This window comes from Terriglobia bacterium, assembly GCA_035712365.1.
In the GTDB taxonomy this organism is placed as follows: domain Bacteria; phylum Acidobacteriota; class Terriglobia; order UBA7540; family UBA7540; genus SCRD01.
In genome coordinates this window covers 85,452-109,875 of record DASTAW010000041.1, presented here as the reverse complement: position 1 = coordinate 109,875, position 24,424 = coordinate 85,452, and the positions used below count along the sequence as shown (strand labels likewise).

The window sequence follows — 24,424 nt, the reverse complement described above, 5'->3', positions numbered from 1 at the left end:
CAACAATTAGTCTACGGGACACAGAATTGCTACGTCAAGCAAGCTCAGGGGCGCCACGTGCGGTAGTAGTCTTCCAACCGTCGTGCAAAATCCCCTGCGGATTCGCCCGGCATCATCTTGATCAAATCGCCAATCCACAGGTGCGCCTTCCCTCGAAGGGGACGGTCCTGCGTGCGGGGCCAGATCTGAAAGAGCCCTTGAATCATCAAGGGGACAACGGGCAACTGGAGCCGCTCCGCCATGACGCCAACGCCGGGCCGGAACGGAAGCAGGCGGCCGTCCCCGGTTCGCTCACCCTCGGGAAAAAGCAGCGTGGAATATCCACGGTCAGCCAACCTGCCTGCGTACCGCAGTGCCTCCTGTGCGCGGCTGGGCTCGTCTGAAATCAGGTACACATTAAACGCCAGACGTGCCCAGAAGAGTGCGGCTTTCGAATGGCCGCGCAACGCAGCTTCTCCCATCGCGGGAGCCACCCGGCGGCGAATCCGCGGTGGAAGCGATCGCAGGATTACCGGCGGATCAATCAGGCTCTGGTGATTTGACACAAACAACACGGGTCCTCTAAGTTGCCGTAGCTTTTCGCCTCCATGGACCACCGTCTTGACGTAATAGCGGAGCAGCGGAAATGCCAGCAGCATCTGAAGCGCCTCTCGACCGACCGCAGCAGCGCGCGAAAGGGGCCAGCGAGGCTCGGTCGGGCGAGCGATCCTTGGAATAGCTTCGTGCGTTGCGTATGGCTGCTGAACCTCCGGCAGGCTTCCGGTCCTTTCGGAAGGACGAAAAGCAGTGGGCGGCGGGGCAGTCGCGGAGGTCGTCTGAAGAAGTTTCTCGATGTCTCCCACCGTTTGCGCGCGCGCCAGTTCCTGTTCGTCGAATGAATAGCCGCGCGTTTCGAGCCAGGTCAGCAGCTCCACGCGGTCAAGCGAAGACAACCCCAAATCCTCGGCCAGGCGCGACTCCGGCTGCGCTCTTTCAATCGGGGCGCCAAGCCGGGCAAGGAAGTCTCGCCAGTCACTCGGCTTTCCGGCACGGGCGGACGGTGGCCTCGCTTCGGCGTTCCCGGAGCTTACCCATCTGGCCACCGTGCTGCGTTGAAGTTTTGAAGTGCTTAGCGTCCGGGGCAGGGAAGCCTCCGGCCATACGGAAAAGCCACGCACCCGTTGGTGGGGTTCAAGCATGGCGTTCGCTGTCTGGACCGCGCCTTCGAGATCGCTCACGGTTGCGCCCGGCTTCGGCACCAGCACGGCGTGCACGACGGTCCGGTTGACACGCGTCGGCCCGATCCCGGCTTCCTTGCCCACAACCGCGGCATCCTGGACCTGGGCGTGATTGCGGAGCGCCTTTTCGACGTCGTCAGGGTAAACGTTTAATCCTTCCGCGGTCACGATCACGTCCTTCTTGCGGCCAAGATACAGCAGATTGCCGTCCTCGTCGAATCGGCCCAGGTCACCGGTGTGCAGCCATCCACCCGCAAAGCTTTCCCGTGTCGATTCGGCGTCCTGGTAATAGCCCGGCGAAATGTTGGCTCCTCGCACGAGAATTTCACCATCTTCGGCTATGCGAGTTTCCACTCCGGGCAGAGGCTTGCCGACGCTGCCGCGGCGAATCCTGAATGGGTGCGTGATGGTGATTGCGGGGGCCGTTTCCGTCAGTCCATAACCCTGGATGACAGCGTATCCCAGCCCGTTCCAGAACTGCTCAAGTTCCGCCGGAAGCGTCGCTCCGCCCACCACAAAGGCCCACATCTTCCAGCCTAGGCGGCTGTGCATGCGGCGAAACTTCCACCAGCGCCTGGGAATCGACCAATGGGCCTTCCCAGCTTGCCCAATCGCTGCGTCGGGGTCTTCATATCCATCTTCGGCAAGCCGCACTTTGGCCCAACCGCCCATCGCTTCGAGCTGCTGCGGCACGGAGACTAAAACAGACGCGCGCCGGTCTTTGATGGTGCGTGCCAACATGGCCGGCGACTGGCTCTCAGGAAAGATGACCACGCCCCGCAAAAGCTGCGGAATAAAGAGCGCCGTTACTTGCCCGAACAGATGGCTGAGTGGAATCAGGTGGACAAACCGAATGGGACGGAAAGGAATGCTGAGCTTCTCATGCCGCTGTATCTCGCGCTCGATCGGCACAAGATTGGCCAGCAGGTTGCCGTGCGTGACGATCACGCCGCGCGGCTCGGCTGTTGTCCCGGAAGTGTACACGATCTCGGCAACAGCATCGCCGTCGATGGCTAGATCTTGGCCAGCGCGTGCCGGGGCCGGAGGCACTCCATCAATCTCTTGAATAAAGAACTGTTCAATTTCGTCCGCTTGAGCCTGCCCTGTCGCACGCTGCCGGGAGCGGTCAGTGATGAGCAGCGAAGCGCCGCTGTGTTTGATGATGCGGTCTAGAAATTCTGGAGAAAAGCCTGCATCGACCGGGACCACCGTTGCCCCTGCCAGGACGCATCCGTAGAAGGCCATAGCCCATCGGGCGCTGGGGATTGCCCACAAAACCACGCGCGGGGCCTCGTGCCCAGCCATCGCCCCCAGACGCCTTCGGCGCAGCCATTCGGAAAAAGCCAACGCCCGCTGCACTACCAGGCCGTAGCTGTATATATTCGAGCGATAAACACCCTGTTCGATCAACGCCGTCTGCTCCTTGTACTTCCCCATTCGCAGGATGTAGGAGGAGAGCGACGGTACGTTCTCTTCGGCTGAGATCGACATGTCCGCCCCTGGCGTGCGATTTACAGAAAAGACCTCCCTAATCTGCAAAGTGCAACCAGTAGAAGACCCGTGTCAAGCTGTATGTTTTTGATGGGCGGGAGGCGACTTCCGCAGACCGCCCGCCCTGCGGTCGCGAACGGCCGCGCTCCGTGCAAGGCCCATGAGAAACGACAAAATAAAACCGCAGAAAGAAAAAACGCCAACACCAATGGGGACATTTTTAATGAGTTAACCAGGGTGACATTTCGAAAGAGCTTTGATACAACGCTCCTGGAAAGGCTTGACAAGACTAGCTCAGGTATTGTGGGCATGAGGTGTTGCGGTGTATTCTTATCCACCGGCTGGATGGAACCGATGGTGGTTGCGCAATGCGGTTTGACAGGGTGTGACGGTGTTTACGCGTCGCCTAATTGTGCTATGATTTCTGTGAGAGCTTACGAAGCCTCGCGTTGGCTGAGAGAGCCGGACGAAAATCAGGTAGAGGCCCCGCCACGATTCGACTTACATCCCCAGCCCTCTTCGAGAAGCTCGACCCTTTTATTGGCCTCACTGGGCCGAATCGAGGTAGAAGGCAAATTGGAATGAAGGTTAGTTTCAAACCATCCATATTTTTCATCGAGGACATTCATGGGAACTGCTGACCTCGCCGTCAAGGAAGCTGCCGCTACTTCTTCGCGACAGGAAAAGGTTATCAATGATTTGAGTATCCAGGTGGCCACCGTGAATGGTTCCGGCAGCCAGAGCGCCAACACCGTCCTGCTGCGGTCCATTTTCCGGATGGGGATTCCGGTCTCGGGAAAGAACCTCTTTCCGTCGAACATTGCCGGGCTGCCCACGTGGTATACGATCCGCGCGTCGAAGAACGGTTATATCGCCCGGCGCAAGGAGATCGACTTCCTGGTTGCGATGAATCCCGAGACGGCCGAGGAAGACGTGATATCGCTGGGACCTGGTGCAAGCGTGGTGTTTGATGAGAAGTTAAAGCTGCAGCATCTCCGGGATGACGTGATTTTTTACCCCGTGCCTTTTGATGTGCTGGTGGCCCCGGTCTGCCCGAATGCAAAGCTGCGGAAGCTTGTCAGGAACATGATCTATGACGGGGTGCTGGCCAAACTGCTGGGCATCCCCATGGCAGAGATTCACGGAGCGCTGGAGCAGCATTTCCGGAAAAAACCGAGTGCCGTTGACCTCAACTTCAACGCTGCTCAGGTGGGCTACGAATACACTGAAAAGAACCTTCCCAAACGCGGACGATTTTACCTGGAACCGATGGACGCGACGCGAGGGAAAATCATTATCGATGGCAACGCTGCCGCCGCGCTCGGCGCGATGTTTGCCGGTGTTACGGTCTGCACATGGTACCCCATTACGCCTTCCTCATCGCTTGCGGAATCATTGACGGGTTACATGCGGCGCTACCGGATGGACCCTGAAACCGGCAAGGCCACTTTCGCGATCGTGCAGGCAGAGGATGAGCTTGCGGCCATCGGCATGGTGATGGGAGCCGGGTGGGCGGGCGCCCGCGCCATGACGGCGACCTCCGGGCCGGGCATTTCTCTCATGGCGGAGTTTGTCGGCCTGGGCTATTATGCGGAAATTCCGGCGGTGATTTTTGACGTCCAGCGCACCGGTCCGTCCACGGGCCTTCCAACCCGTACGCAACAGGGCGATATCCTCAAAAACGCTTTTCTCTCGCATGGCGACACAAGGCACCTGATGCTCATGCCTGCTTCTGTGGAAGAATGCTTCAGCATGGCCATCGAGGCATTCGACCTGGCGGAGGAATTCCAAACGCCGGTCTTCGTGATGAGCGATCTTGACCTGGGCATGAACAACTGGATGTCCGACCCATTTCCTTACCCGAAGAAACACATGGACCGTGGCAAAGTCCTGAGCGCGGAAGATTTGGACCGCCTGGGGGGATTCGCGCGTTACCGCGACGTTGACGGCGATGGCATCGGCTACCGGACACTGCCCGGCACCAAGCATTCCAGGGCCGCTTATTTTACCCGCGGAAGCGGACACAATGAGCGGGCCATTTATAGCGAGCGGCCGGAAGATTATGTGAACAACATGGACCGGCTGTCCAAAAAGTTTGAAACGGCGCGAAAGCGCGTTCCCGGTCCGTTGCTTCAGGAATCAGACGGGACGGAAATCGGCATCATCGCATACGGATCAACGCACTGGGCCATCGTGGAATCGCTCGATCAGTTGAGGCAGGAATACGAATTGCCGGTCAGTTATTGCCGTATTCGCGCGTTTCCATTCTCCCAGCAGGTCTTGGACTTTATTCGCCGGCACCAGCGGGTCTATGTGGTGGAACAGAATCGCGATGGCCAGGTGTATGAGCTGTTGCGAATCGAGTCTGACGCGGAGGATATTCCCAAAATTCACAGCATCCGCCACTACAAGGGACTCCCGATCGATGCTCGTAGCGTAACGGACGAAATCATTTCCAGGGAGGGCAAGAAGTAATCATGTCTACGACTGCCGTTCCACCATCCCCGCCGCAAAAATTGAACCGAATCGGCCTGGAGCCTTCCGACTACAAGGGCAACAAGAGCACCCTATGCGCCGGCTGCGGCCACAACGCCATCTCTGAGCGCATCATCGAGGCGTGTTTTGAGCTGGGCGTTGAACCGCACCGCGTGGCCAAGCTGTCAGGAATCGGATGCTCTTCGAAAAGCCCGGCCTATTTTCTGGCCAGCTCGCACGGGTTCAATTCGGTCCACGGCCGAATGCCGTCGATTGCCACCGGCACCATGCTGGCCAACCGTAACCTGATCTCCATCGGCATCAGCGGAGATGGCGATACGGCTTCCATTGGAGTTGGGCAGTTTGTCCATCTGATGCGCCGCAATCTTCCCATGATTTACATTATTGAGGATAACGGGGTCTACGGACTCACCAAGGGCCAGTTTTCAGCGACGGCCGACCTGGGATCAAAATTGAAGAACGGAGTGATCAACGATCTTCCGCCCATCGATACCTGCGCGCTTGCCATTATGCTGGGAGCAACGTACGTGGCCCGGTCATTCTCCGGCGATAAGAAGCAACTGATGGCCTTGCTGCAGGGGGCGCTCGGCCATCGCGGAACCGTAATGCTGGACGTAATTTCGCCTTGCGTCACCTTTAACGATCACGTGGGGTCCACGAAGAGCTATAGCTACGTCCGCGACCACGATGCCCCGTTGGGGGAGGTGAGTTATATTCCCTTCTTTGAAGACATCACAGTTGACTATGACCCTGGAACGACGACCGAAATCACTCTTCACGACGGTTCCCGGCTGTTTCTGAAGAAGTTAAATGCTGATTTCGACCCCACAAACCGGACGGAAACTCTGAAAGTGCTGATGGAAGCGCACGAAAAGGGAGAAATTTTGACCGGACTGTTCTATCTGGATACTCAAAAGCCCAACTTCATGGAGCTGCTGAACTTTGTCGATGAGCCCCTGGCGACCCTTCCTGAATCTTCCGTGCGCCCGCCAAAGAAAGTGCTCGACGAAGTGATGGACAGCCTGAAATAGTCGTGCAGTGCCGCCCAAGAGGCTGAACGCTAGCCGGGACGTGATCAATGGCCCCCGGCTTGTCGCGGCCCGGAACCCTTCGAACTTGAACCCGCCGCGGGACCTACATCTCGCGGCGCCCTTCTAGTGCGCGGAGCATGGTGACTTCGTCGGCGAACTCGAGGTCTGAGCCGACGGGGATGCCCATGGCAATGCGGCTGACTTTGACTCCCAGCGGCTTGACCAGCCTGGCCAGGTAAACGGCGGTGGCTTCGCCCTCGACCGTCGGGCTGGTTGCTACGATCATTTCACGCACCGTGCCGTCTTTGAGGCGGTCGATCAAGTTCTTTAGCTTGAGTTGTTCGGGGCCGATCCCCTGAAGCGGCGAAAGCGCGCCATGCAGCACGTGATACCGGCCGCGAAACTCATGCGCCTTTTCAACCGAAATTACGTTATAGGGAGTTTCCACTACGCACAGAAGTTCCGGGTCACGCCTGGGATCGGAACAATATTCGCATGGGTCTGCTTCCGTCAGATTGTTGCACACGCTGCAGAGCCGGATCTTGTCCTTGGCGTCGAGCAGCGATTCGGCCAGCCGCTGAACGTCTTCGCGCGGCGCGCGTTCAAGATGGAACGCGATTCGCTGGGCAGACTTCTGGCCGATCCCCGGCAGGCGCTTCAATTCATCGATGAGGCGCGCAAGAGGCGCGGCATATTCGTTCATTGTACGGATGTCCTGAGTTGTGGCGCGGAAGGAACCTGTTAAAGGCCGAGCCCTGGCAGATTGAGGCCGCCCGCCAGCGAGCCCATCTGGCTGGCAACTTGCTCATCAACTTTCCTGGCCGATTCATTGACGGCAGCCAGCAGCAAGTCCTGCAGCATTTCGATGTCACCCGACTTGTAGACCTCCGGGTCGATGTGGACGGCGACCAGGTGTTTTTGGCCATTCATCTTGACGGTCACCATGCCGCCGCCCGTGGAAGATTCCACCACCAGGTCATCCAGTTGTTTCTGAAGCTGTTCCTGGAACTGCTGGACCTGCTTAAGCATTTGCTGTACCTGTTGAAGGTTTTTCATGGATCACTCCCGGCTCAGATCGATTACGTCAACCAGGGTGCATCGGAATTTCTTTACCAGCGCTTCAACCCCTCCGTCGCTTTCGGCGCGTTCGCGAACGCTGCGACGGTCCTTGATCCCCAGCCTTTCCTCGCTATCGAGTGTAACACAAATTTTTACGGGTTGCCCCAGCACCTCCGCGCACAGCGCCTGGAGCTTTTCCTGCTGCTCGCGCGAGTTTAACAGGTCCGCCGCCCAGGAGTCGCTCTTCGAGAAAATGAAGCGGACCTCACCGTCCTCAAACCGCCAGCCCGAGACCGGATCAAGGCAACTGCTCAGAAGTTTTGATTGCCCGAAAGCCAGACTCTTGATCCTGGTCAGGCGCGGGTCCCCGGGAACCTCCAATGACACAGCTTGCGCCGTAGGCTTGGCGGAGGGTGCCTGCGGCGGGAGGGAACTGACGGGCCTTGCAACCTGCTCGGAAAATTTCTCCGGTTTGCGAGGCGGTTCCGTCTGTCGGGCGGACATTGGCGCTGGGGAAACCGAACGCGGAATGATCTGCGACCCGCTTCCGCTGGCAGGGTCGGAAGTAGACATGCTGGCGGAGGGCCCGGTTGCCGGCCGGGCGGATGACGCCGGACGGGGCCCGCTCAGTTCAGCCAGAAGGTTTTCCAGCGGTCCCAGCTTGCCGGCCTGGACCATTTTGATTAATCCAAGTTCGAGTTGGAAGCGGGGATTCAACGCATAGCGCATGTCGTTCTCAGTGCGCACCAGGATCTGAAAGAAGCGTGCGAGGTCCTCCTCGCTGAACTGCCCGCAAAGGCCGCCCAGCACGGCGCGCTGGCTGGCTGGCAGTTGAAGCAGAGGACTTTCCGCTCCGCAGCTTTTGGCAACCGTCAGGTTACGGATGTAGCGGGTGAACTCGCCGCAAAAATGGTTCAGCTCGTAGCCCTCCGAGGCGACCCGCTCCACAATCTGGAGGACCTTTCCCGCGTCACCGGCATCGATGGATTCCACCAGTTCGGTAAGGACCTGGCTCGGAACCACGCCCAGCAACTGCCGAACGTGGGCCTCTTCAAGGCCTTCGGCACTCGATGCGATGGCCTGATCGAGCAGCGAGAGAGCGTCGCGGAGGCTGCCTTCAGCGGCTTCGGCCACGGCGCTCAAAGCGCCCTCATCGGCATCCAACTGCTCCTGTTTCATCACCCACTCCAGCCGGTTGAGTATTTCTGAGTAATCCAGCAGGCGGAAGGAGAAATGCTGGCAGCGCGACTGGATGGTGGTCGGCAGCTTGTGGGCTTCGGTGGTGCAAAGGACGAACAGCGACCGCGGCGGCGGCTCTTCCAGGGTCTTCAACAACGCGTTGAATGCCTCGGTGGTCAGCATATGCGCTTCGTCAATGATGAAGATCTTGTAAAGATCGCGGGCCGGGAGATAGCGGACCGTTTCTCGCAGTTCGCGGATCTCATCGATGCCACGGTTCGACGCAGCGTCGATTTCAAAAACGTCTACCGAATTTCCCTGCGCGATTTCCTGACAGGAGGGACACTCGCCGCAGGGGGTGACCGTCGGTCCCTTGATACAGTTGAGTGACTTGGCCAGGATTCGGGCCGTGGTGGTTTTGCCCACGCCCCGCGCGCCGGAAAAGATGTATCCGTGCGCCACCCGCTGCTTGGTGACGGCGTTCTTCAGGGTGTCAGTGATCAGACGCTGCCCGGCAACGTCGTCGAAAACCTGAGGCCGGTATTTGCGGGCTATCACCTGGTAAGACATAACAACTGAGGTTGAGGCCAGAGGATGATAATTTGGGGACCCTTAGCTCACTCGGCGGCGTCCGCGTCCCTGGTCCAGAGCATTGGTCAGACTTCGGGTTGATCTGCGGCACACAGAGCGGCTCGCTACCGTTGCTTCCTTCCGGACCTGGCGGGGTTCACGAACATCCGTTGCACAGGGCCCGAAGTCTGAAAATGTCATGAAACCGCTTGTCTGGATTCGAAGCGGAATTCGCAACTCATTTAGCCTAACACGCAGAGCCGGTATCCGTCGATGCCTTTGGGCGCTGAGCATTGTGAGGCAAACATAACGCATGACCTACTGCGCCGGCAAGCGCTTGTGGAATCAAAGGAAATCCTCAGGTGCTTGCTTTTTTTCGACCAATTGTTTACCCTTTCGTGAAGTATCTGAGCCGGTATGAGGAAGTTGGCCTCATGCGGAGGGGACGCCAAAGACGCCAAACAAAGCAGGCCGCAAGCCTGTGTTGGAGGAATCAATTGAACACCAAAAGAACGATCCAAACCCTGGCCATTGCGTTCACACTCGCTGTCATGGTTGGCTGCCAATCCGCCACTAACCAGACGGACAATTCCGAACCCGCCCAGGAGAGCACAGCAGCAGCTTCGGGCCAGCCGGCACAACCGAGCCCGCTTAAACATCGGCGCGCAACTTCGCAATCGGGCGAAGCTGCGCAAGCTGCTGCCGCCCCTAAGACGGTTACAGTTCCCGCCGGCACTTCAGTCCACATCCTGCTCTCCACAGGGCTCAATACGGGCACGACGGCTCCTGGCAGCACTTTTAGTGGAACGCTGGCGGAGCCACTGGCGGTCAACGGCGTTACCGTTGCGCCCCAGGGAAGCTCGGTTGGCGGCCGTGTAACCAATGTGGTGAGCTCAGGACGGCTCAAGCGGCCTGCGGAAATATCCCTGATGCTGACGTCCATCACTCCGACCGGGGGCCAGCAGGTTTCGGTCTCTACCCAGACCTGGGGCGTCGCCGGGAAATCTCACAAAAAACGGAATATTCTAATGGGCGGCGGCGGCGCTGGCGTGGGAGCTCTGATCGGGGGAATTGCTGGCGGAGGCAAGGGTGCCGCTATCGGGGGCCTGGCCGGAGCAGCGGGCGGTACCGGGGCGGCATACGCTACCGGGAAGCAAGAGATTAAACTTCCGGCCGAAACCGCAATAACGTTCAAACTGACCGCTCCGGCCTCGTTCACTGCGCAATAGGAATGGATGGCTTATTCTGCAGAAGGGGCGTACGAGGCATGCGCCCCTGCTGCAACTATGGCCTTGGAACCTGGACAATGACGCCGTGCCAGCATTCCGCCCAGTAAGTGCAGTGACGCGCGCAAAGGCTGCCGGACCGAAGAGGTTCGGCCCTCGATCATCAGGTGGAGAAGGGGCAGTGCGACGGGGATCAGGAAGTTGAATTCCCTGAGGCGGCAGCGGGAGTGGATTCGGCAACCTTGTTCTTCACTTCGTCCAGCTCTCTTTTCAGGCGATCCTGCCGCCGGCTCAGGTTCCACGCGTACAGCATGAAAATCAGCCAGACAAACGCATATGCCAGAAAGAGGTATTTGTTAACCACGGCTAATCCTCCGAAGTTCTAAAAGCCAGAGTGCGGCGAATCTCGCTGAGCTCCCTTCGTAACCCCGCCAGGCCCAGGCGAATGCGGACCAGCAGAAAGAACAGAAGCGTAAATGTTCCTAAGCTAACCAGGAGAGTGGCCAGCATGCGGGGATCCAGTCCTGACCCGGGCCCACCCAGAATAACCGGCTGTGGGTGCTGCGTCCGCCACCACCGGATGGCCATATAATCGATGAGCACGTCCACGAAACCGATAATCCCCACCACGGCGCAAAGGTTGGCCGCCCGCCCGGGGTTGACCAGATAACTTCTCAGCATTAGGTAAGCCACATAGAGCAGCCAGAGAAGGAAAGTCAATGTCAGACGCGGATCCCACGTCCACCAGATGCCCCAGGCCGGCTTGGCCCACAACGGACCGGTCACCAGCACGCAGGTGCAGAATATGAATCCCACTTCAGCCGTGGCATGGGCCAATTCATCCGCAAACTGGGCGCGCTTCCACAGGTAGACGATGCTGGCTACGAAAATAATCGAGAATCCCATCAAAGATACCCAGGCCGCGGGAACGTGAATATAGAAGATCCTCTGCACTTCTCCCATGGTCATTTCTTCCGGGGCATAGAGAAAGATCATGTAGAGCGCCACAACCAGGCCTGCAAATGTGAGCGCGGAATGCAGACGCAATGGAAATTTTCTGATCATTCAAAGTCCCTGTAACTCGTTATCCTCATCGGCCACGCATCGAACAGCCTACTCCTCCAGAACGTATTCAAAAAGCAGGAATGAGGCAACCGTGAAGACCACGCTGATGCCTGCCACTCTGGCCACGCCGCCAACCCAGTTGCCGCCCGGATCACCGCGCATGGCGCTGCTGGTCGAGTCGATGGAAAGCATCAGAATCCAGAAAGCGACGGGAAACTGGAGCACGGTCAGCATCACTTCACGCATGCGCGTGTTGGCTGCGATGGCCCCAAAGATGGTCCCGAGCGCCGCGTAGCCCAGCGTCCCGAAGAAAGCAATCAGCAGCAACTGGCCGAGGGCCGGCAAAAAAGAAAAGTTGAACCATAGAGTGGCTGCGAACGCCATCACCACTTCGGCAATCCCCAGGAAAAGCAGGTTGGCCAGCATCTTGCCCACGAAAATCATGCTGGGGTCTACAGGGGCCAGCGTCATGCCTTCCAGGCAGGAGTTTTCGCGCTCCGAAGCGAACGACCGGTTAAACCCCAGCACTCCCGCAAAGGCAATCGCCACCCACAGCACGGCTGGCAGCAACCGCAGCGTCTCTTCGCGCGCGGTTTCAAAAGCAAAATTGAAAAGGAAGATGATGAGCAGGCCAAAAACGCACATGGAGGCCAGAGTCTCACGGTTTCTCCACTCCACGCGAAGGTCTTTGAGCACAATACTCCAGATGATGGTCAGGCTATTCATCGCCACCCGGCCCGCTGGCCCGCATGATCCCAAGGGCCTTGAACGGCGCTTCGCCGAGAGGGCCGTTATAGCGAACGCGGCCCGCCTTGAGCGATATCAGACGTGTAGCCAGCGCGGCCCCCTGCTCGAAATCGTGTGTGGAAAAAAGCAGGGCCTTCCCCTGTTCCGGCAGGCGCAGAAGCAGCTCCTCGAGCTTCTTCACCGACTCATGATCCAGGCCCGTGAACGGTTCGTCGAGAATAACAAAGTCCGGGTCGTGGAGAAAGGCGCGCGCCAACGATGCCCGCTGCTGCAGCCCGCGAGAAAGATCTCGAGCAAAAACATTCTCACGCGGCCGCATGTCAAATATCTCGAGCGCAGCGTCAATGCGCTTTTCAAGATCGCTCAAACTGAACAGCCTTCCAAAAAACCTCAGGTTTTCACGGACCGTCAGCTCTCCATAAAGAAACGTGGCATGCGAAACAAATCCGATCGCCGCTTTGGCGCCTGCTCCGTCATGCTCGATGTTTTTGCCGGCAAAGAGGACCTCGCCGGAACTGGGTCGCGCGAGTGAGGCCAGCATGCGCAGAAGAGTGGTTTTGCCTGCGCCATTCGGGCCGTAAAGCAGAGATGACTCGCCGCAACGGATGCCCAGTGTGACTTCCTTCAGGGCAGCAAGGTCGCCAAAGAACTTCGTAACGTTGCGGACTTCCAGCGCCGGCTTATTGACGTGATCCCCGGGAGACATAAGGCTTGGATTTCGCGGAAGGTCCTGCTTTCAGGATAGCCACTGCCTTCGCTTTCAGTTCCAGGCGTTCCTTCCAGTATTGCTTTTCCGGTACTTTGCCGGAGGCATACAGTTCGTCGAGATCCGCAATGGAGTTTATCAAAGTGTCCAACCTGGCTCGAAACTGCTTCTGTACAGGACTGCCCTGTTGCCTGGCTTTCCAGCGGGGCCATTCCTTGGATGCTCGAATTCCCAGCGCCCACAATAAGACCAGCAAGAAGCAGAGCAGGAGAGGGACGCCTACCGACGTAATCGAATCTGGAACGGTCTTGACCTGGGTTTGTTGCTGCGGCTGGTCGGCGGCGGCCTCCTCAGTGCCCGCTGCGGGTTCTCCGGCCAGTTGTGCTGCGAACGCGGAGCTGGCCTTCAAATCGCTCGCTTCATAGATCTGCGCGCCAGTCTCGGAATCCTGGCCGGCGGCAGTGAACAGCTTGGAGTTTACGGTCAGGGTAGCGGGAACCACAAAGAGCTGCATCTGCGCAATTGGATACGCAACGCTGTCATCCAGATTAAGCTGCTTCCCACCGTAATCCGCATCATACGCCACCATTATCACATTCCTGCCCGGCTTCAAGGCGTAAGTGATATAGAAATCGCCTGGCTGCTTCCCCTTCTCAGGGTTCTGGGGCAGGGGCATGTTCATCAACCCGACGGCGGCAACGGTCGGGCTGCCCACCCCGGGTGCGATGTGGAACCTGAAGGTCCCCTTGGAATTTGTATAAGCTTTCCGGGCCGGGTTATCGACCGCATAGAGTTCCTGAATGTGCGCCTGCGGGCCTTCCGCGCGAACAATAACACGCGCGGAATGGATTCGAAGCTCAGGTTCTTTGCCGGTAGATTCATAGGCCGTAATGTTGACGACTGCATCTCCGTTGGGACCGAACTGCACCGGCGCGTGGTAGTCCACGCCCTGGAAGGTCGCCTGAATCAGATAAAACCCGTTGGCGCCAAGCTGACTGTCGTCGATTGCAAAATGGCCGGTTGCGTCGGTGGTGGCTTCACCCACCACAGCCATGCCGCCTCGCGGGCTGATCATCTGCACCTTCTGGCGCGCCAGCGGCCGCTGGGTTGTGCCGTTCGAGACCTGCCCCTGAATCCTGACGGCGAAACATGGGATGGAAGCACTTGAAAGCACGCAGAGTACTGCCAGGACCATCAGGCCAGTAAATGTCGTTCTTCTTTTCATTTTGTGCAAGGATTCCACTCTGCAAGGCGCCGGGGACGAACCGGCAATTCGGGCCCGCCTACTTTCCACGAGTCCGCTTGGGGAGTTCTTTGCCGCAGTTCCCGCAGAATTTCACCGGCAGCGGGTTTTCGAACTCGCATTCAGGGCAGACGTAGGGGTCCGGATGCCGAGCCTTCTTCTGTGCGCGCCGCTCCGCAACCTGCCTCTCGATCATCAGATCGTGTTCCGTGATTTCTTCCTGCTCCTGAGAAGCCAGCATCAACTGTGCGGCTTCAGCCAGGTGATTTTCCCGGAGGGTGTTGTAATCCTCGTTCGAAACTTTTCCGGCCTTATATTCAAACTCCAGGTCCTTGATGTTTTCATAGACCACCATCCGGCGGCGTTTCAAGTCGGCGAGCGGTGTGACATCGATGGGCAAGGCGTCTTCGGAGGGGCCGTCTGGAGCAAGCAAAGGCGTGACCGTAAACACGGCCAGGCCGATCACTAGCAGGATTGCAACTCCCAATTCCACTTTGTTACCTTCGCCCTTCGACGGTCAACCGGGAACAGCAGATCAGTCGGCGTACTTCTTCATTTCCTCTTCAACTGCGCTAAGGATGTTTTCATCCACTGGAGGCGCTCCCGCCGGAGCCGCTGCCTCGGCCGCCGGCCTGCGCCATCTTCGGACAACGGTGATGGCCAGAAACAGGCCAATCAGGAGTCCTACGCCCGGAAGGAGCCATGCCGCCAGATTAAAGCCGCGCGCGGGCGGAGCTGCCAGCACCTTTTCTCCGTAGCGGTTGACAAGGTCCTGGAGGATCTCCGGCTCTGTCTTGCCTTGCTCCAGATCCGCCCGTATGATTGAGTGCATTCCCTCCTTCACTTCGCAAAACTGCATAGGGCAAGTGTTCAGGCTGGTGACGCACCCGCCACACATGCAGTAAACCTGGTCCCCGATGCCCTTCTCAATGTCCGCAGAGCTCTGAGCGGCCATGGCCACATTGACCAGAGCGAAACTCAGCACAAGAATTTTCACAAGCCGCTTAGCTGACATGATGCGCTTCGGCAAGTTCCTCCCGACCTTTGTGGAGATCGGCCATTTGGCGTTCAATGCTGCTCGGTACCAGGGCCAACAGGGTCCCCAGAAGGACGATGATGCCGCCTATCCACACCCACTGCACCAGAGGGTTGATGATGACGTGGATGATAGCCTTGTCCGAACCCGGGTCCTGGCCCGCCATGACAACGTAAAGGTCCTGCGCCAGGGTGGAATGCAACGCAACATGGCTGAGCGATTCCTGCTCCGCAAGGAAGAAGCGTTTTTGCGGATGCATCACGGTCAAGGCGTGCCCGTCTTTCGTCACACTCAACGCAACGGTCTCATATTGGTAGTTTGCCTTCTGACCGGTGTCGATGCTTTCACACCGGAGCAGATAATCCTTTGCCCTCAACAGATCACCGGGGCCCATCAGCCCCTGCGTTTCAAACCGGAAGGCCTGTCCGGCGAACCCCACAAAGATTAAAACGATGCCGAAGTGGACGATGTATCCGCCGTAACGGCGCGTGTTCCGCATGGTCAGGTTGTAGACGGAGGCAAAAAAATTCTCCCGAGTGGATTTCATTCGCGTGCGGGCGCCTTTGTAAAACTCGCCGACGATGCTTGCGGCAACAAAAGCGCACAGGAAGAGAGACATCCACGTGTAGAGGCGATGAACGCCCGCGAAAAACAGGATTCCGCCCACTATGGCCGCAAAAATCAGGGGAACGGTGAAATTGCGCTTGATGCTCTGGAACGAGGTTTTCCTCCAGGCCAGCAGCGGTCCGGCACCCGTCAGGAACAACAGCAGCAATCCGATAGGGACCATCACCTTGTTGAAGAAAGGCGGTCCGACGGTCACGGTGACGCCCTGAATGGCTTTGGAGACGATCGGAAAGATAGTGCCCCATAGCACCGCAAGCACGGCGGCCAGCAAGATCCAGTTGTTAAACAGGAATCCGCTTTCGCGCGAGGCGACAGAGTCCAGCCGGTTCTCGGTTTTCAGGAAGTCCAGGCGCAGGAAAAGCGCCGTCAGCGAAAACGCCGCGATGATGGCTAGAAATACGGAGAACCATGGGCCTATATTGGACTGCGCGAATGCGTGGACGGAAGAGATGATGCCGCTGCGGGTCAGGAACGTTCCAAAGATGGACAGGAAGAAAGTCAGGATGATCAGGACCACGTTCCAGACTTTCAGCATGCCGCGCTTTTCCTGAATCATGACCGAATGGAGAAACGCTGTGCCCGCCAACCACGGCAGCAGCGAGGCGTTTTCCACCGGGTCCCAGGCCCAGTATCCGCCCCAGCCGAGTACGTGGTAGGCCCAATGTCCGCCCAGCACGATGCCGGTGCCCAGGAACATCCAGGGCACCATGACCCAGCGGCGGGTAACGCGAATCCAGTTGTCACCCAGTTGTTTCGTCAGCAGCGCCGACATGGCAAAGGCAAACGGGATGGCCATCCCGACGTAACCGAGATAAAGCATCGGCGGGTGTATCACCATCGAATGGTATTGCAGGGATGGAGCCATGCCGTTTCCATCCGGGGGCGCATAGGGTGTAATGCCTGTTGCTGTTGCCAGCGAAAGCTGATCGAAGGGGTTTGCAACCCAGAATGTGATCAGAGAGAAGAATGTTCCCACGCCCATGCAGATGGCGATGATGTAAGGCATCAACTGCCGGTTCTTCTTGCGGTTCAGCAGGACGGCCAGCGCGACATAAATCGAGAGCAGCCAGGTCCAGAACAGCAGCGAGCCTTGCTGCCCCGCCCACAGAACAGGAATCTTATAGACCAGGGGGAGTGCGAGGCTGGAGTGGGATGCGACGTAGGAGTTGTGGAAGTCGTTCGTGAGCGCAAGGTACTCGAGGGAGACCACTGCCAGCGTGGTCATTGCAAAAAAGCCCAGCACGGCGCGCTGCGCGCTCTTCAGCATTCGAGGACTTCGAAATTTTCCGGCGATGGCGCCAGAGATCATCCCGTAGATTGCAAATACCAGTGCGGCGATAAGTCCGACAGCTCCGACTTGATTCATGGCTGCTCAATTCCCCCTTGTTCCAAATTCGATACGGCTGCTTCGGGTGGGTGGTTGATCGCGGTGGGAAAAAAAGTGGTTGACCTCAATGCTCATTCACCGTAGGAAGCTACTTTGGATGCCGAGTTCGCCTCCTTCGGCGCCGCAGGCGCAGCCTGGTATTTGGAAGCGCACTTCGCCTGGACCTGTTGTGCTCGGAACGTGCCGTCTGCCTGGTAATCCCCTTCGACAATTGCATTGGCCCCACCCTTGAAATCGTCCGGCAAGGCATCCGTGCCAACATAGGTGATAGGGAGCGACAGGGCTTCCTGGGAGATGCGGAAGGTCAGGATCTGCCCGCTCCGGTGGATCGAGCCGGGCACGATAACGCCCCCCACACGCACGTGCTGGTGCGCAGATTTGCCGCTGGTCAGCTCCTTGACGGTCACGTAATACGTCTTGGACTGTTGGAACCCGGACACTGCCTCCCAGCCCACCGCGGCTAGGATAATCGCTATCCCGATTCCAAATTTTAGCTTCTTACTCTTGCTCGCCATGAGCGATGACCTTCCTCTCGGGCAACGCCATGCACTTTCCGCTAGGGTGTCCTCCGATGGTTTTTTAACCCTTAATTCTGCACTGTCGCACAATTCTAGTCAATGTTATTTGAGGGTTGGTAGTGACCCGGTTCGATTCGCGGCACGGGCCTCCTCGCCCGTGCTTCCGTGGAATGGCACGGCCAGGATGGATGTGCCACAAGACAGCAACCAAACTGGGCCACCACCTGATGGTCTCGCTCGCCCCTCATTTCTTACAGGTAGCTTCGGCGGTTGTGGAAGCCAAACTGGTTGGACGTACCGCGGGTCCCAACGTAGAAGGCTTCTACACGGGTTGGTATACGTTTGCACCAACCCGTATACCAGCGGGCGTTACTGGCGAACATTTTTCCCGTGTAAATCCCGGCAGTCCTGGAAGCCCTTGCGAATCATCGCGGTGCGGTCTGGCTTGAGGGCATGCAGGTTTGGCCTCACTCGTGCTCTTAGCAACCAGTGCAAGACCCAATCTCTAAGGAGGAACCTCCCAGTATGAAAAAGCTTTTGACACTGTTCGCAACGCTGGCGATTGCTGCTTGCCTGTCGATGCCCGCATTCGCGCAGGACGCACAGCAAGCTCCCGCTGAATCTGCTCCTCAATCCGCACCTGCGAAGAAAGAATCGAAGAAGAAGCACACTTCCAAGAAGAAGGAAAAGAAGTCGAAGAAGAAGATGGAATCAACAGAACCTTCGGGTCAGTAACCTTCTGCGTAATTGGAAATCAAGCCCCTGCCGGTCAGCCGGCGGGGGCTTTCCCTTTTGTAGGATCCAAGCATACAGCCCCTGTCTGGAATTTGCGGTTGGAATGGTCTTACGTCATTCACTCGTCTTTGATAGCGGCTTTCACCAATTGGACCATCGTTGGCGGGAGATTTGCTGTACTGATTCCGTGGTCTTTTTCGGCGTGCTCGGCCGCCAGCTTCATGAGTTCTTCTTCGTTATCGGCCCGGATTTCCTTGGGGCAGTTGGTGCCCAAGTCACGACATCGCAATACCTTACCCACTTCGACCTCCTTATGTCTTTGTTGTGCCCAAGCCACAATTCTAGCACGATCTGTTGCCTAACTGGTTAATTCCTTCGAAACCTGTCCATAAGGCGGGTTTTGCGTCAGTTCACTTGCTTCAGACAACTACTTCGCGGATAATACACTCTACCTATGATTGGGATGCCCGTGGGGAAGTGTTCATGAAGCGGCGGTTGGCAAGAGCATCGGCGCTGACGGGTCTGCTTGTTTGCATGGCTTGTGCACCTGGTAACGTGTATTTCCAGAAAGGACGCAAAGCGGAACTCACGAAAGACTGGGACACGGCGTTGATCAATTATCAGCGGGCCGTGCAATCACGTCCAGCGAACGCCGAGTATCAACTGCGCGAGACCCATGCACGCATGGAGGCATCGCAGTATCATCTGGACCGGGGAAGAAAACTTCTGGAGCAACAGCGGACCCCGGAAGCCATTGGAGAATTCCAGAAGGCCGCCAGCATCGACCCCAGCAATCAGGCCGCAAAACAGGAACTGGCCCGGCTGTTGTCGAAACAAATCACTGCCAGGCAGGAGCGCGAAAAGGACCTTAAAGAGGCCATCAAGGCCAGCCAGCGCCAGGAGCAAGCTGCAAGCGATGAATTAAAGCCCCTGCCTGCGGAGCCATTAACTCATTTTCGGATCAGCGCCGACAGCAAGCGGGTTTATGAAACCCTCTGCAAGCTTGCCGGACTCAATGTTGCTTTCACGTCTGATTTTCAGGTCCAACCGGTTTCACTGGACCTCAACAATGTAACCATCGAGAACGCTCTGCACATCCTCGCCCTGCAGACCCACACATTCTGGAGAGTGGTTACTTCAAACACCATCCTGGTTGTTCCTGACAATCCAGCCAACCGGCGCGATTATCAAACTGAAGTGATGAGGACGGTCTATCTGGACAACTCACTCAAGCCTGCCGACCGGACGGCGATTACCACAGCCTTGAAGCAGATCCTGGGAATTCAGCGGATCATCGACAATCCAGGCGCCAACGCCATCATCGTCCGCGACACACCTGATAAAGTCGAGGAAGCTGTTAACCTGATCCGCGACCTGGACCACGGCAAGGCCGAGATTATGGTGGACGTTACGGTGCTTGAAGCTGACGCTGACCGGGTGCGAGAACTGGGGCTGACGCCGGCGACGGTCAACCCTGCCTCGGGTTCGATAACGAATGGGCTCCAGGGCGCGGCGATATTCGCCCCGGGAAGTTCGGCCACGCTGGGCGGACACTTTGGAGTAAATAATTATGGACTGGTGGTGCCGAGCGCTATTGCCACGGCTATCCTGAACGATTCGTCAACCCACATCATGGAGAATCCCGAGGTTCGCGTGACGGACGGAGAGACCGCTACCCTGCGAATCGGAAGCCGGGTACCCTACGCCACCGGCAGCTTCGGTTTGCCAACGGCGGTGACACCGGGAGGGAACCAAAACGGGGGATTTGGGGGGTTGGTCACCAACACGCAATTTCAGTTTCAGGACGTCGGTGTCAACGTGGACCTGACGCCGCACCTGCTGCCCGACGGCGAGATTGCTATCCACGCGAAGATTGAGATTTCATCGGTGCAGCCGTCGGTCAGCATCGCCGGCGTCAATGAGCCGACTTTCGGCCAACGGCAGATTGAGCACGATATTCGGTTAGAAGAAGGAGAAACCAGTGTGCTGGGCGGCTTGCTGCAATCCACGGACACGACGACGGTTTCGGGCGTGCCCGGACTCGGCGAGATCCCAGGTCTGAAGTACTTGTTCAGCTCCACCAAACACGAAAAGCTGCAAACGGATGTGCTGATCATGCTGACTCCACGGATTATCCGTCTGCCGGAATCCTCTATGGAATCTGCTGCCACGCAAAATCCTGCGCAGCCTGTTACATCAACCCCTAACACTTCAGCGCCTGCGCATCCTGCCATGCCCATTTCGCCCAGCCCTGAACCTCCGCCTTCGGAAACGACACCGCAGCAGTAATGTTAATGGTACGCTCAGTTCGAAATCGGTTGAAGTTGCAGGGCGCCGCCCCGGGCTTTACCCTGGTGGAGTTGATTGCTGCCATGACGATTATGCTGCTGCTCACCACGGTCGCTCTGCCTGTGGCCGGTGTTGTGGTCAGGCGGCAGAAGGAAGCGGAATTGAAAGAGGACCTCAGGACCATGCGGAATGCCATCGACCGGTATAAGGACTTTGCCGACAGCGGCATGATCCCCACGGAAATGGATACCTTTGGCTATCCACCCACGCTGGAGACCCTGGTCAAGGGCGTCCCCTTGAAAGGCAGCAAGGACAAGTATAAATTCCTCAGAAAGATTCCGGTTGATCCGATGACGGGCACTGCGGACTGGGGAATGCGCTCCATGCAGGACGACTCGGGTTCGCAGAGCTGGGGCGGCCAGGATGTTTTTGACGTTTTTTCGAAGAGCCAGGGAGTGGGCATGAATGGGACCCCTTATGCGGACTGGTAGTTCTTTCGGTCGTGCGCCAGCATTCATTCGGGGCGGCGCGGAGGCGAAGAAGGGCTTCACGCTCATTGAACTGATGGTCGTGCTGGTGCTGATCCTGATCCTGGCGGCAATGGCCGCTCCGGGCTATCGGGTGGCCATCGTCCGCGCCCGTGAAACGGTGCTGCACGATGACCTGTTCACGATGCGAAAGCTGATTGACCAGTACACGCTGGACAAGAACCAGCCGCCGGAATCGCTCGACGATCTCGTGCAGGCCGGCTATTTGCGAGGAGGGCTGCCGGTGGATCCTTTTACCGGGTCCAACCAGACCTGGCAAGTTGATGTTGAAGAAGTTCCTTTGAGCCCGGAACAGACAGTCCCGGGCGTGGTGGACGTTCACAGCGGATCCAGCGCGGAATCGCTGGATGGCTCCGCGTACAGCAGTTGGTAGGCATGGGCGAATTCGTTTGCAGAATTGCGACAGGCGCCGGTCAGGTCCTCAGTGAGACGCACGAAGCGTCATCCGAAGGGGAACTGCGCGCACGGCTGGCCTCGCAGGGATATTACGTTTTTTCCGTCCGGCCCAAATCCATTCTCGGCATGCGGGTTGGGCCGCCGCGCCGCGGCAAGATCAAAGAGGATGACCTGCTGATCTTCAATCAGCAGTTCATGACGCTCTCCAAGTCAGGCCTGCCGCTGCAAAAATCGCTGGAAATGCTGGCCCGCCAGAGCCGCAGCGAAAGTCTTCGGGCGGCGGTGGATGAAGTGAAGGAAAGGGTCCGCGGCGGGGCCCTGCTCTCGGAAGCCTTCGAGTCGGTGGGAAAGTTCCCCAAGATTTATTGCGCCACGCTTCGGGCCGGGGAGCGCAGCGGCACCCTGGACAAGGTGTTGGGCCAGTACGTCACCTACCAGAAAACCGCGCGCTCGTTCCGCAAGAAGTTTATCTCCGCGCTGATCTATCCGGTCTTTCTGCTGATCTTTCTGGCTGGGCTCATCGTCCTGATCGACACGTTCATCATCCCCAGGTTTTCTGAGCTCTATAACGAGCTGCAAGTGCCCATGCCGGCCCTGACCGTGTTCGTCATCAGCCTGGGCTTGTCCATCAAACGGATGGGCGTCTTTGTGCTGGCCGGGATTGTGATTGCCATTCTTGCCCTGCGCGCGGCAGGCCGCTCCCATGCGGCGCGCTTGCAGTGGGACAAGCTGAAGTTTCGGCTTCCCGTGGCAGGGAAATTGCTCCTCAAATTTTCCGTCGCCGAGTTCGTGCGGACGCTTTCGACTTTGCTGCAGGGCGGACTTCCCATTGTTTCCGCCCTGCAGAACTCCGCAGGGTCCGTATCGAGTCCCCTGCTGGCAGCAGGGCTAGAGAAGGCTAGAATAGAGGTGATGGGGGGCCGTCCGCTGAGTGAAAGCCTCCGCATGACCGGCTTTTTCCCGCCCATGGCCTTGGACATGATCGAGGTGGGCGAAACCACGGGCGCCCTTTCGAATATGCTGGAGTCGGTTGCTGAGTTTTTTGAAGAAGACGTTAACATCGACCTTTCGACGCTGGTGGCCATGGTGGATCCCATCATGATCGCTGCCATCGCGATTGTGGTCTTGTTTGTGCTCGTTGCCTTTTATTTGCCGCTGTTTTCACTGGCGGCCCAGGTGCATTGATGGAAGAAAATCCGCTTTCCGGAATGGTCATCGATCCTGAAGAGGAGCTTGCGACGGCCCGGCGTGCCGCCGAGCGTTACTGCTTCGAGTTTGTTGACCTGCGCGACTTGCGCCCCGACCCCGACGTGCTGCGGTCTATCCCGCTGGACGTGATGTTGGATTACCAGTTCCTGCCGATCGAGGCCCGCAACGGAGAGCTTTCGATTGCCGTGGGCGATCCTTCCAATCTGGCCCGCCTGGACGAATTGGCGATGCGGCTGGACCGCCAGCTCGTGGTCAAGGTGGCGGCTCCCAGTCAGGTGAGGGAATTCCTCAGCAAAACCGATCCCTCGCAGCGCGTACTGGACGAGGCCACTGTCGAGTTTCGCCTGGACGTCATCCGCGAAGAAGAAAACGGGCATGAAGATCTTTCGCTTGAGCAACTGGTCGGCGAGCACAACGTCAGCCCGGTCATCCGGCTGGTGGATTCGATTGTTTTTGCGGGGCTGGAACGGCGCGCCAGTGACATCCACCTCGAGAGCCGTGACAACTCGATGGTGGTGAAATACCGCATCGACGGAGCCCTCCAGCAGGCCATGAATCCACTGTCGTACGAGCATCAGTCCAACGTGATCAGCCGCATCAAGGTGATGGCAGACCTCGATATTGCTGAAAGGCGCGTGCCACAGGATGGCCGTTTCAGAGTCAGCTACCGCGGGCGCCCCATTGACTTCCGCGTCTCCATCATGCCGTCCATCCACGGCGAGGACGCTGTGCTGCGTATTCTCGACAAGGAATCGCTGCACGAGAAGTTTCGCCAGCTTCGTCTGGACATTCTGGGCTTTTCGGACCGCGAGATCAAACGTCTGCGCCGTTTCATCCGTGAACCCTACGGAATGGTGCTGGTCACGGGGCCCACTGGCAGCGGCAAGACCACCACCCTCTATGCGGCAGTGTCGGAAATCAAGACGGATGAAGACAAGATCATTACCATTGAAGACCCGGTCGAATACCAGATTCGCGGCATCACCCAGATTCCTGTGAACGAGAAAAAGGGGCTCACCTTTGCCCGCGGGCTGAGGTCGATTTTGCGGCACGACCCGGACAAGATCATGGTAGGCGAAATCCGCGACAACGAGACCGCGCAGATTGCCATTCAGTCGGCCCTGACCGGGCACCTGGTGTTCACCACCGTCCACGCTAACAACGTGGTTGACGTACTGGGCCGGTTTTTGAACATGGGCGTGGAACCCTACAATTTTGTTTCGGCGCTCAATTGCATCCTTGCGCAGCGCCTCCTGCGCATGATTTGCGAGCAGTGCAAGCGCCCGGTTGAAGTTCCCCGCCAGCTTTTTGAAGAGTCCGGGATTGATCCCATCAACTGGCAGGGGGTCGTTTTCTACGAAGGAGCAGGTTGCCAGCATTGCAGCCAGACGGGGTTCCGCGGCCGGACCGCCATTGGAGAGCTTCTGGCGCTTTCGGACAGGATTCGCGAACTGATTCTGGATAAGCGCCCGTCGTCGGAGATCCGCCAGGCGGCCCGCGACGAGGGTATGAAGACATTGCGCGAGGCCGCGGTCGACAAGGTCCGCCAGGGAGTCACAACACTGAAGGAAATCAATAAGGTCACATTTGTCGAATAAATCATCACTGGGCCACTTTTTATCTGGAAAAAATCCTGCCGGGAAGCCGAG

23 protein-coding genes and 1 other RNA gene are annotated in these 24,424 nt (G+C 58.0%); 9 read left to right on the top strand and 15 right to left on the bottom strand.

Annotated elements, in window-relative coordinates; translation table 11 throughout:
* Positions 1-44: 44 nt before the first annotated feature.
* The gene (locus VFQ24_13350) at positions 45-2,708 is read right to left on the bottom strand and encodes an AMP-binding protein (GenBank protein ID HET9179337.1); all 2,664 of its coding nucleotides are present in this window, start codon (positions 2,706-2,708) and stop codon (positions 45-47) included.
* 627 nt (positions 2,709-3,335) lie between these two features.
* On the opposite strand from VFQ24_13350, the gene VFQ24_13345 reads away from it, so the two are divergent.
* Both VFQ24_13345 and VFQ24_13340 read left to right on the top strand, forming a co-directional pair.
* A complete protein-coding gene (locus VFQ24_13345; protein ID HET9179336.1) occupies positions 3,336-5,183 on the top strand; it encodes a 2-oxoacid:acceptor oxidoreductase subunit alpha in 1,848 nt (615 codons plus the stop codon).
* Positions 5,184-5,185: 2 nt separating this feature from the next.
* On the top strand, positions 5,186-6,235 hold the full coding sequence (locus VFQ24_13340) for a 2-oxoacid:ferredoxin oxidoreductase subunit beta (GenBank protein ID HET9179335.1): 1,050 nt from the start codon (positions 5,186-5,188) through the stop codon (positions 6,233-6,235).
* Positions 6,236-6,338: 103 nt separating this feature from the next.
* Here VFQ24_13340 and recR read toward each other — a convergent pair whose 3' ends face one another.
* The 4 genes from recR to ffs form a co-directional block, all read right to left on the bottom strand.
* A complete protein-coding gene (recR, locus tag VFQ24_13335) occupies positions 6,339-6,938 on the bottom strand; it encodes a recombination mediator RecR (GenBank protein HET9179334.1) in 600 nt (199 codons plus the stop codon).
* A 38-nt stretch (positions 6,939-6,976) separates the two neighbouring features.
* Positions 6,977-7,291 carry a YbaB/EbfC family nucleoid-associated protein gene (locus tag VFQ24_13330; protein HET9179333.1) on the bottom strand — a complete coding sequence of 105 codons (315 nt, stop codon included), beginning with the start codon at positions 7,289-7,291 and terminating at the stop codon, positions 6,977-6,979.
* A 3-nt stretch (positions 7,292-7,294) separates the two neighbouring features.
* Complete coding sequence (gene dnaX, locus VFQ24_13325) at positions 7,295-9,043, bottom strand: DNA polymerase III subunit gamma/tau (protein HET9179332.1); 1,749 nt, start codon at positions 9,041-9,043, stop codon at positions 7,295-7,297.
* An 88-nt stretch (positions 9,044-9,131) separates the two neighbouring features.
* Positions 9,132-9,230, bottom strand: an RNA gene (ffs, locus tag VFQ24_13320) — signal recognition particle sRNA small type.
* Positions 9,231-9,540: 310 nt separating this feature from the next.
* Here ffs and VFQ24_13315 point away from each other — a divergent pair.
* Positions 9,541-10,272 carry a hypothetical protein gene (locus tag VFQ24_13315; protein HET9179331.1) on the top strand — a complete coding sequence of 244 codons (732 nt, stop codon included), beginning with the start codon at positions 9,541-9,543 and terminating at the stop codon, positions 10,270-10,272.
* Positions 10,273-10,462: 190 nt separating this feature from the next.
* Here VFQ24_13315 and VFQ24_13310 read toward each other — a convergent pair whose 3' ends face one another.
* The 9 genes from VFQ24_13310 to VFQ24_13270 form a co-directional block, all read right to left on the bottom strand.
* Positions 10,463-10,633: a CcmD family protein gene (locus tag VFQ24_13310; protein ID HET9179330.1), complete on the bottom strand. Its 171-nt coding sequence runs from the start codon at positions 10,631-10,633 to the stop codon at positions 10,463-10,465.
* A gap of 2 nt (positions 10,634-10,635) precedes the next feature.
* Entirely contained in the window at positions 10,636-11,334 is a 699-nt protein-coding gene (gene ccsA, locus VFQ24_13305) for a cytochrome c biogenesis protein CcsA (protein ID HET9179329.1), read from the bottom strand.
* Between the two features lie 48 nt (positions 11,335-11,382).
* The gene (locus VFQ24_13300) at positions 11,383-12,060 is read right to left on the bottom strand and encodes a heme exporter protein CcmB (protein HET9179328.1); all 678 of its coding nucleotides are present in this window, start codon (positions 12,058-12,060) and stop codon (positions 11,383-11,385) included.
* Positions 12,053-12,787 carry a heme ABC exporter ATP-binding protein CcmA gene (gene ccmA / locus VFQ24_13295; GenBank protein HET9179327.1) on the bottom strand — a complete coding sequence of 245 codons (735 nt, stop codon included), beginning with the start codon at positions 12,785-12,787 and terminating at the stop codon, positions 12,053-12,055. Before ccmA ends, VFQ24_13300 begins: the two co-directional genes overlap by 8 nt.
* On the bottom strand, positions 12,762-14,012 hold the full coding sequence (locus VFQ24_13290; protein HET9179326.1) for a carboxypeptidase-like regulatory domain-containing protein: 1,251 nt from the start codon (positions 14,010-14,012) through the stop codon (positions 12,762-12,764). The genes ccmA and VFQ24_13290 overlap by 26 nt, the downstream gene beginning before the upstream one ends.
* Before the next feature lie 58 nt (positions 14,013-14,070).
* Positions 14,071-14,523, bottom strand: a complete 453-nt coding sequence (locus VFQ24_13285) for a hypothetical protein (GenBank protein HET9179325.1) — start codon at positions 14,521-14,523, stop codon at positions 14,071-14,073.
* A gap of 42 nt (positions 14,524-14,565) precedes the next feature.
* The gene (locus VFQ24_13280; protein ID HET9179324.1) at positions 14,566-15,045 is read right to left on the bottom strand and encodes a cytochrome c-type biogenesis protein CcmH; all 480 of its coding nucleotides are present in this window, start codon (positions 15,043-15,045) and stop codon (positions 14,566-14,568) included.
* Positions 15,035-17,059, bottom strand: coding sequence for a heme lyase CcmF/NrfE family subunit (locus VFQ24_13275; GenBank protein HET9179323.1), 2,025 nt, complete (start codon positions 17,057-17,059; stop codon positions 15,035-15,037). Before VFQ24_13275 ends, VFQ24_13280 begins: the two co-directional genes overlap by 11 nt.
* Before the next feature lie 92 nt (positions 17,060-17,151).
* Positions 17,152-17,595: a cytochrome c maturation protein CcmE gene (locus tag VFQ24_13270; protein HET9179322.1), complete on the bottom strand. Its 444-nt coding sequence runs from the start codon at positions 17,593-17,595 to the stop codon at positions 17,152-17,154.
* A 528-nt stretch (positions 17,596-18,123) separates the two neighbouring features.
* Here VFQ24_13270 and VFQ24_13265 point away from each other — a divergent pair.
* A complete protein-coding gene (locus VFQ24_13265; protein HET9179321.1) occupies positions 18,124-18,333 on the top strand; it encodes a hypothetical protein in 210 nt (69 codons plus the stop codon).
* A 118-nt stretch (positions 18,334-18,451) separates the two neighbouring features.
* Here the strand turns inward: VFQ24_13265 and VFQ24_13260 are convergent, their stop codons facing one another.
* Positions 18,452-18,634 (bottom strand): DUF1059 domain-containing protein, encoded by a 183-nt coding sequence (locus VFQ24_13260; GenBank protein ID HET9179320.1) that lies wholly within the window; start codon positions 18,632-18,634, stop codon positions 18,452-18,454.
* 182 nt (positions 18,635-18,816) lie between these two features.
* On the opposite strand from VFQ24_13260, the gene VFQ24_13255 reads away from it, so the two are divergent.
* From VFQ24_13255 to VFQ24_13235, 5 genes are read left to right on the top strand one after another with little or no spacing between them, the layout of a single operon-like run.
* Positions 18,817-20,622 (top strand): secretin N-terminal domain-containing protein, encoded by a 1,806-nt coding sequence (locus VFQ24_13255; GenBank protein ID HET9179319.1) that lies wholly within the window; start codon positions 18,817-18,819, stop codon positions 20,620-20,622.
* Positions 20,623-20,627: 5 nt separating this feature from the next.
* A complete protein-coding gene (locus tag VFQ24_13250) occupies positions 20,628-21,113 on the top strand; it encodes a type II secretion system protein (GenBank protein ID HET9179318.1) in 486 nt (161 codons plus the stop codon).
* Complete coding sequence (locus VFQ24_13245; protein HET9179317.1) at positions 21,100-21,543, top strand: prepilin-type N-terminal cleavage/methylation domain-containing protein; 444 nt, start codon at positions 21,100-21,102, stop codon at positions 21,541-21,543. The genes VFQ24_13250 and VFQ24_13245 overlap by 14 nt, the downstream gene beginning before the upstream one ends.
* Before the next feature lie 2 nt (positions 21,544-21,545).
* Complete coding sequence (locus tag VFQ24_13240; protein HET9179316.1) at positions 21,546-22,751, top strand: type II secretion system F family protein; 1,206 nt, start codon at positions 21,546-21,548, stop codon at positions 22,749-22,751.
* Positions 22,751-24,373 (top strand): GspE/PulE family protein, encoded by a 1,623-nt coding sequence (locus VFQ24_13235; protein HET9179315.1) that lies wholly within the window; start codon positions 22,751-22,753, stop codon positions 24,371-24,373. The genes VFQ24_13240 and VFQ24_13235 overlap by 1 nt, the downstream gene beginning before the upstream one ends.
* Positions 24,374-24,424: the final 51 nt, after the last annotated feature.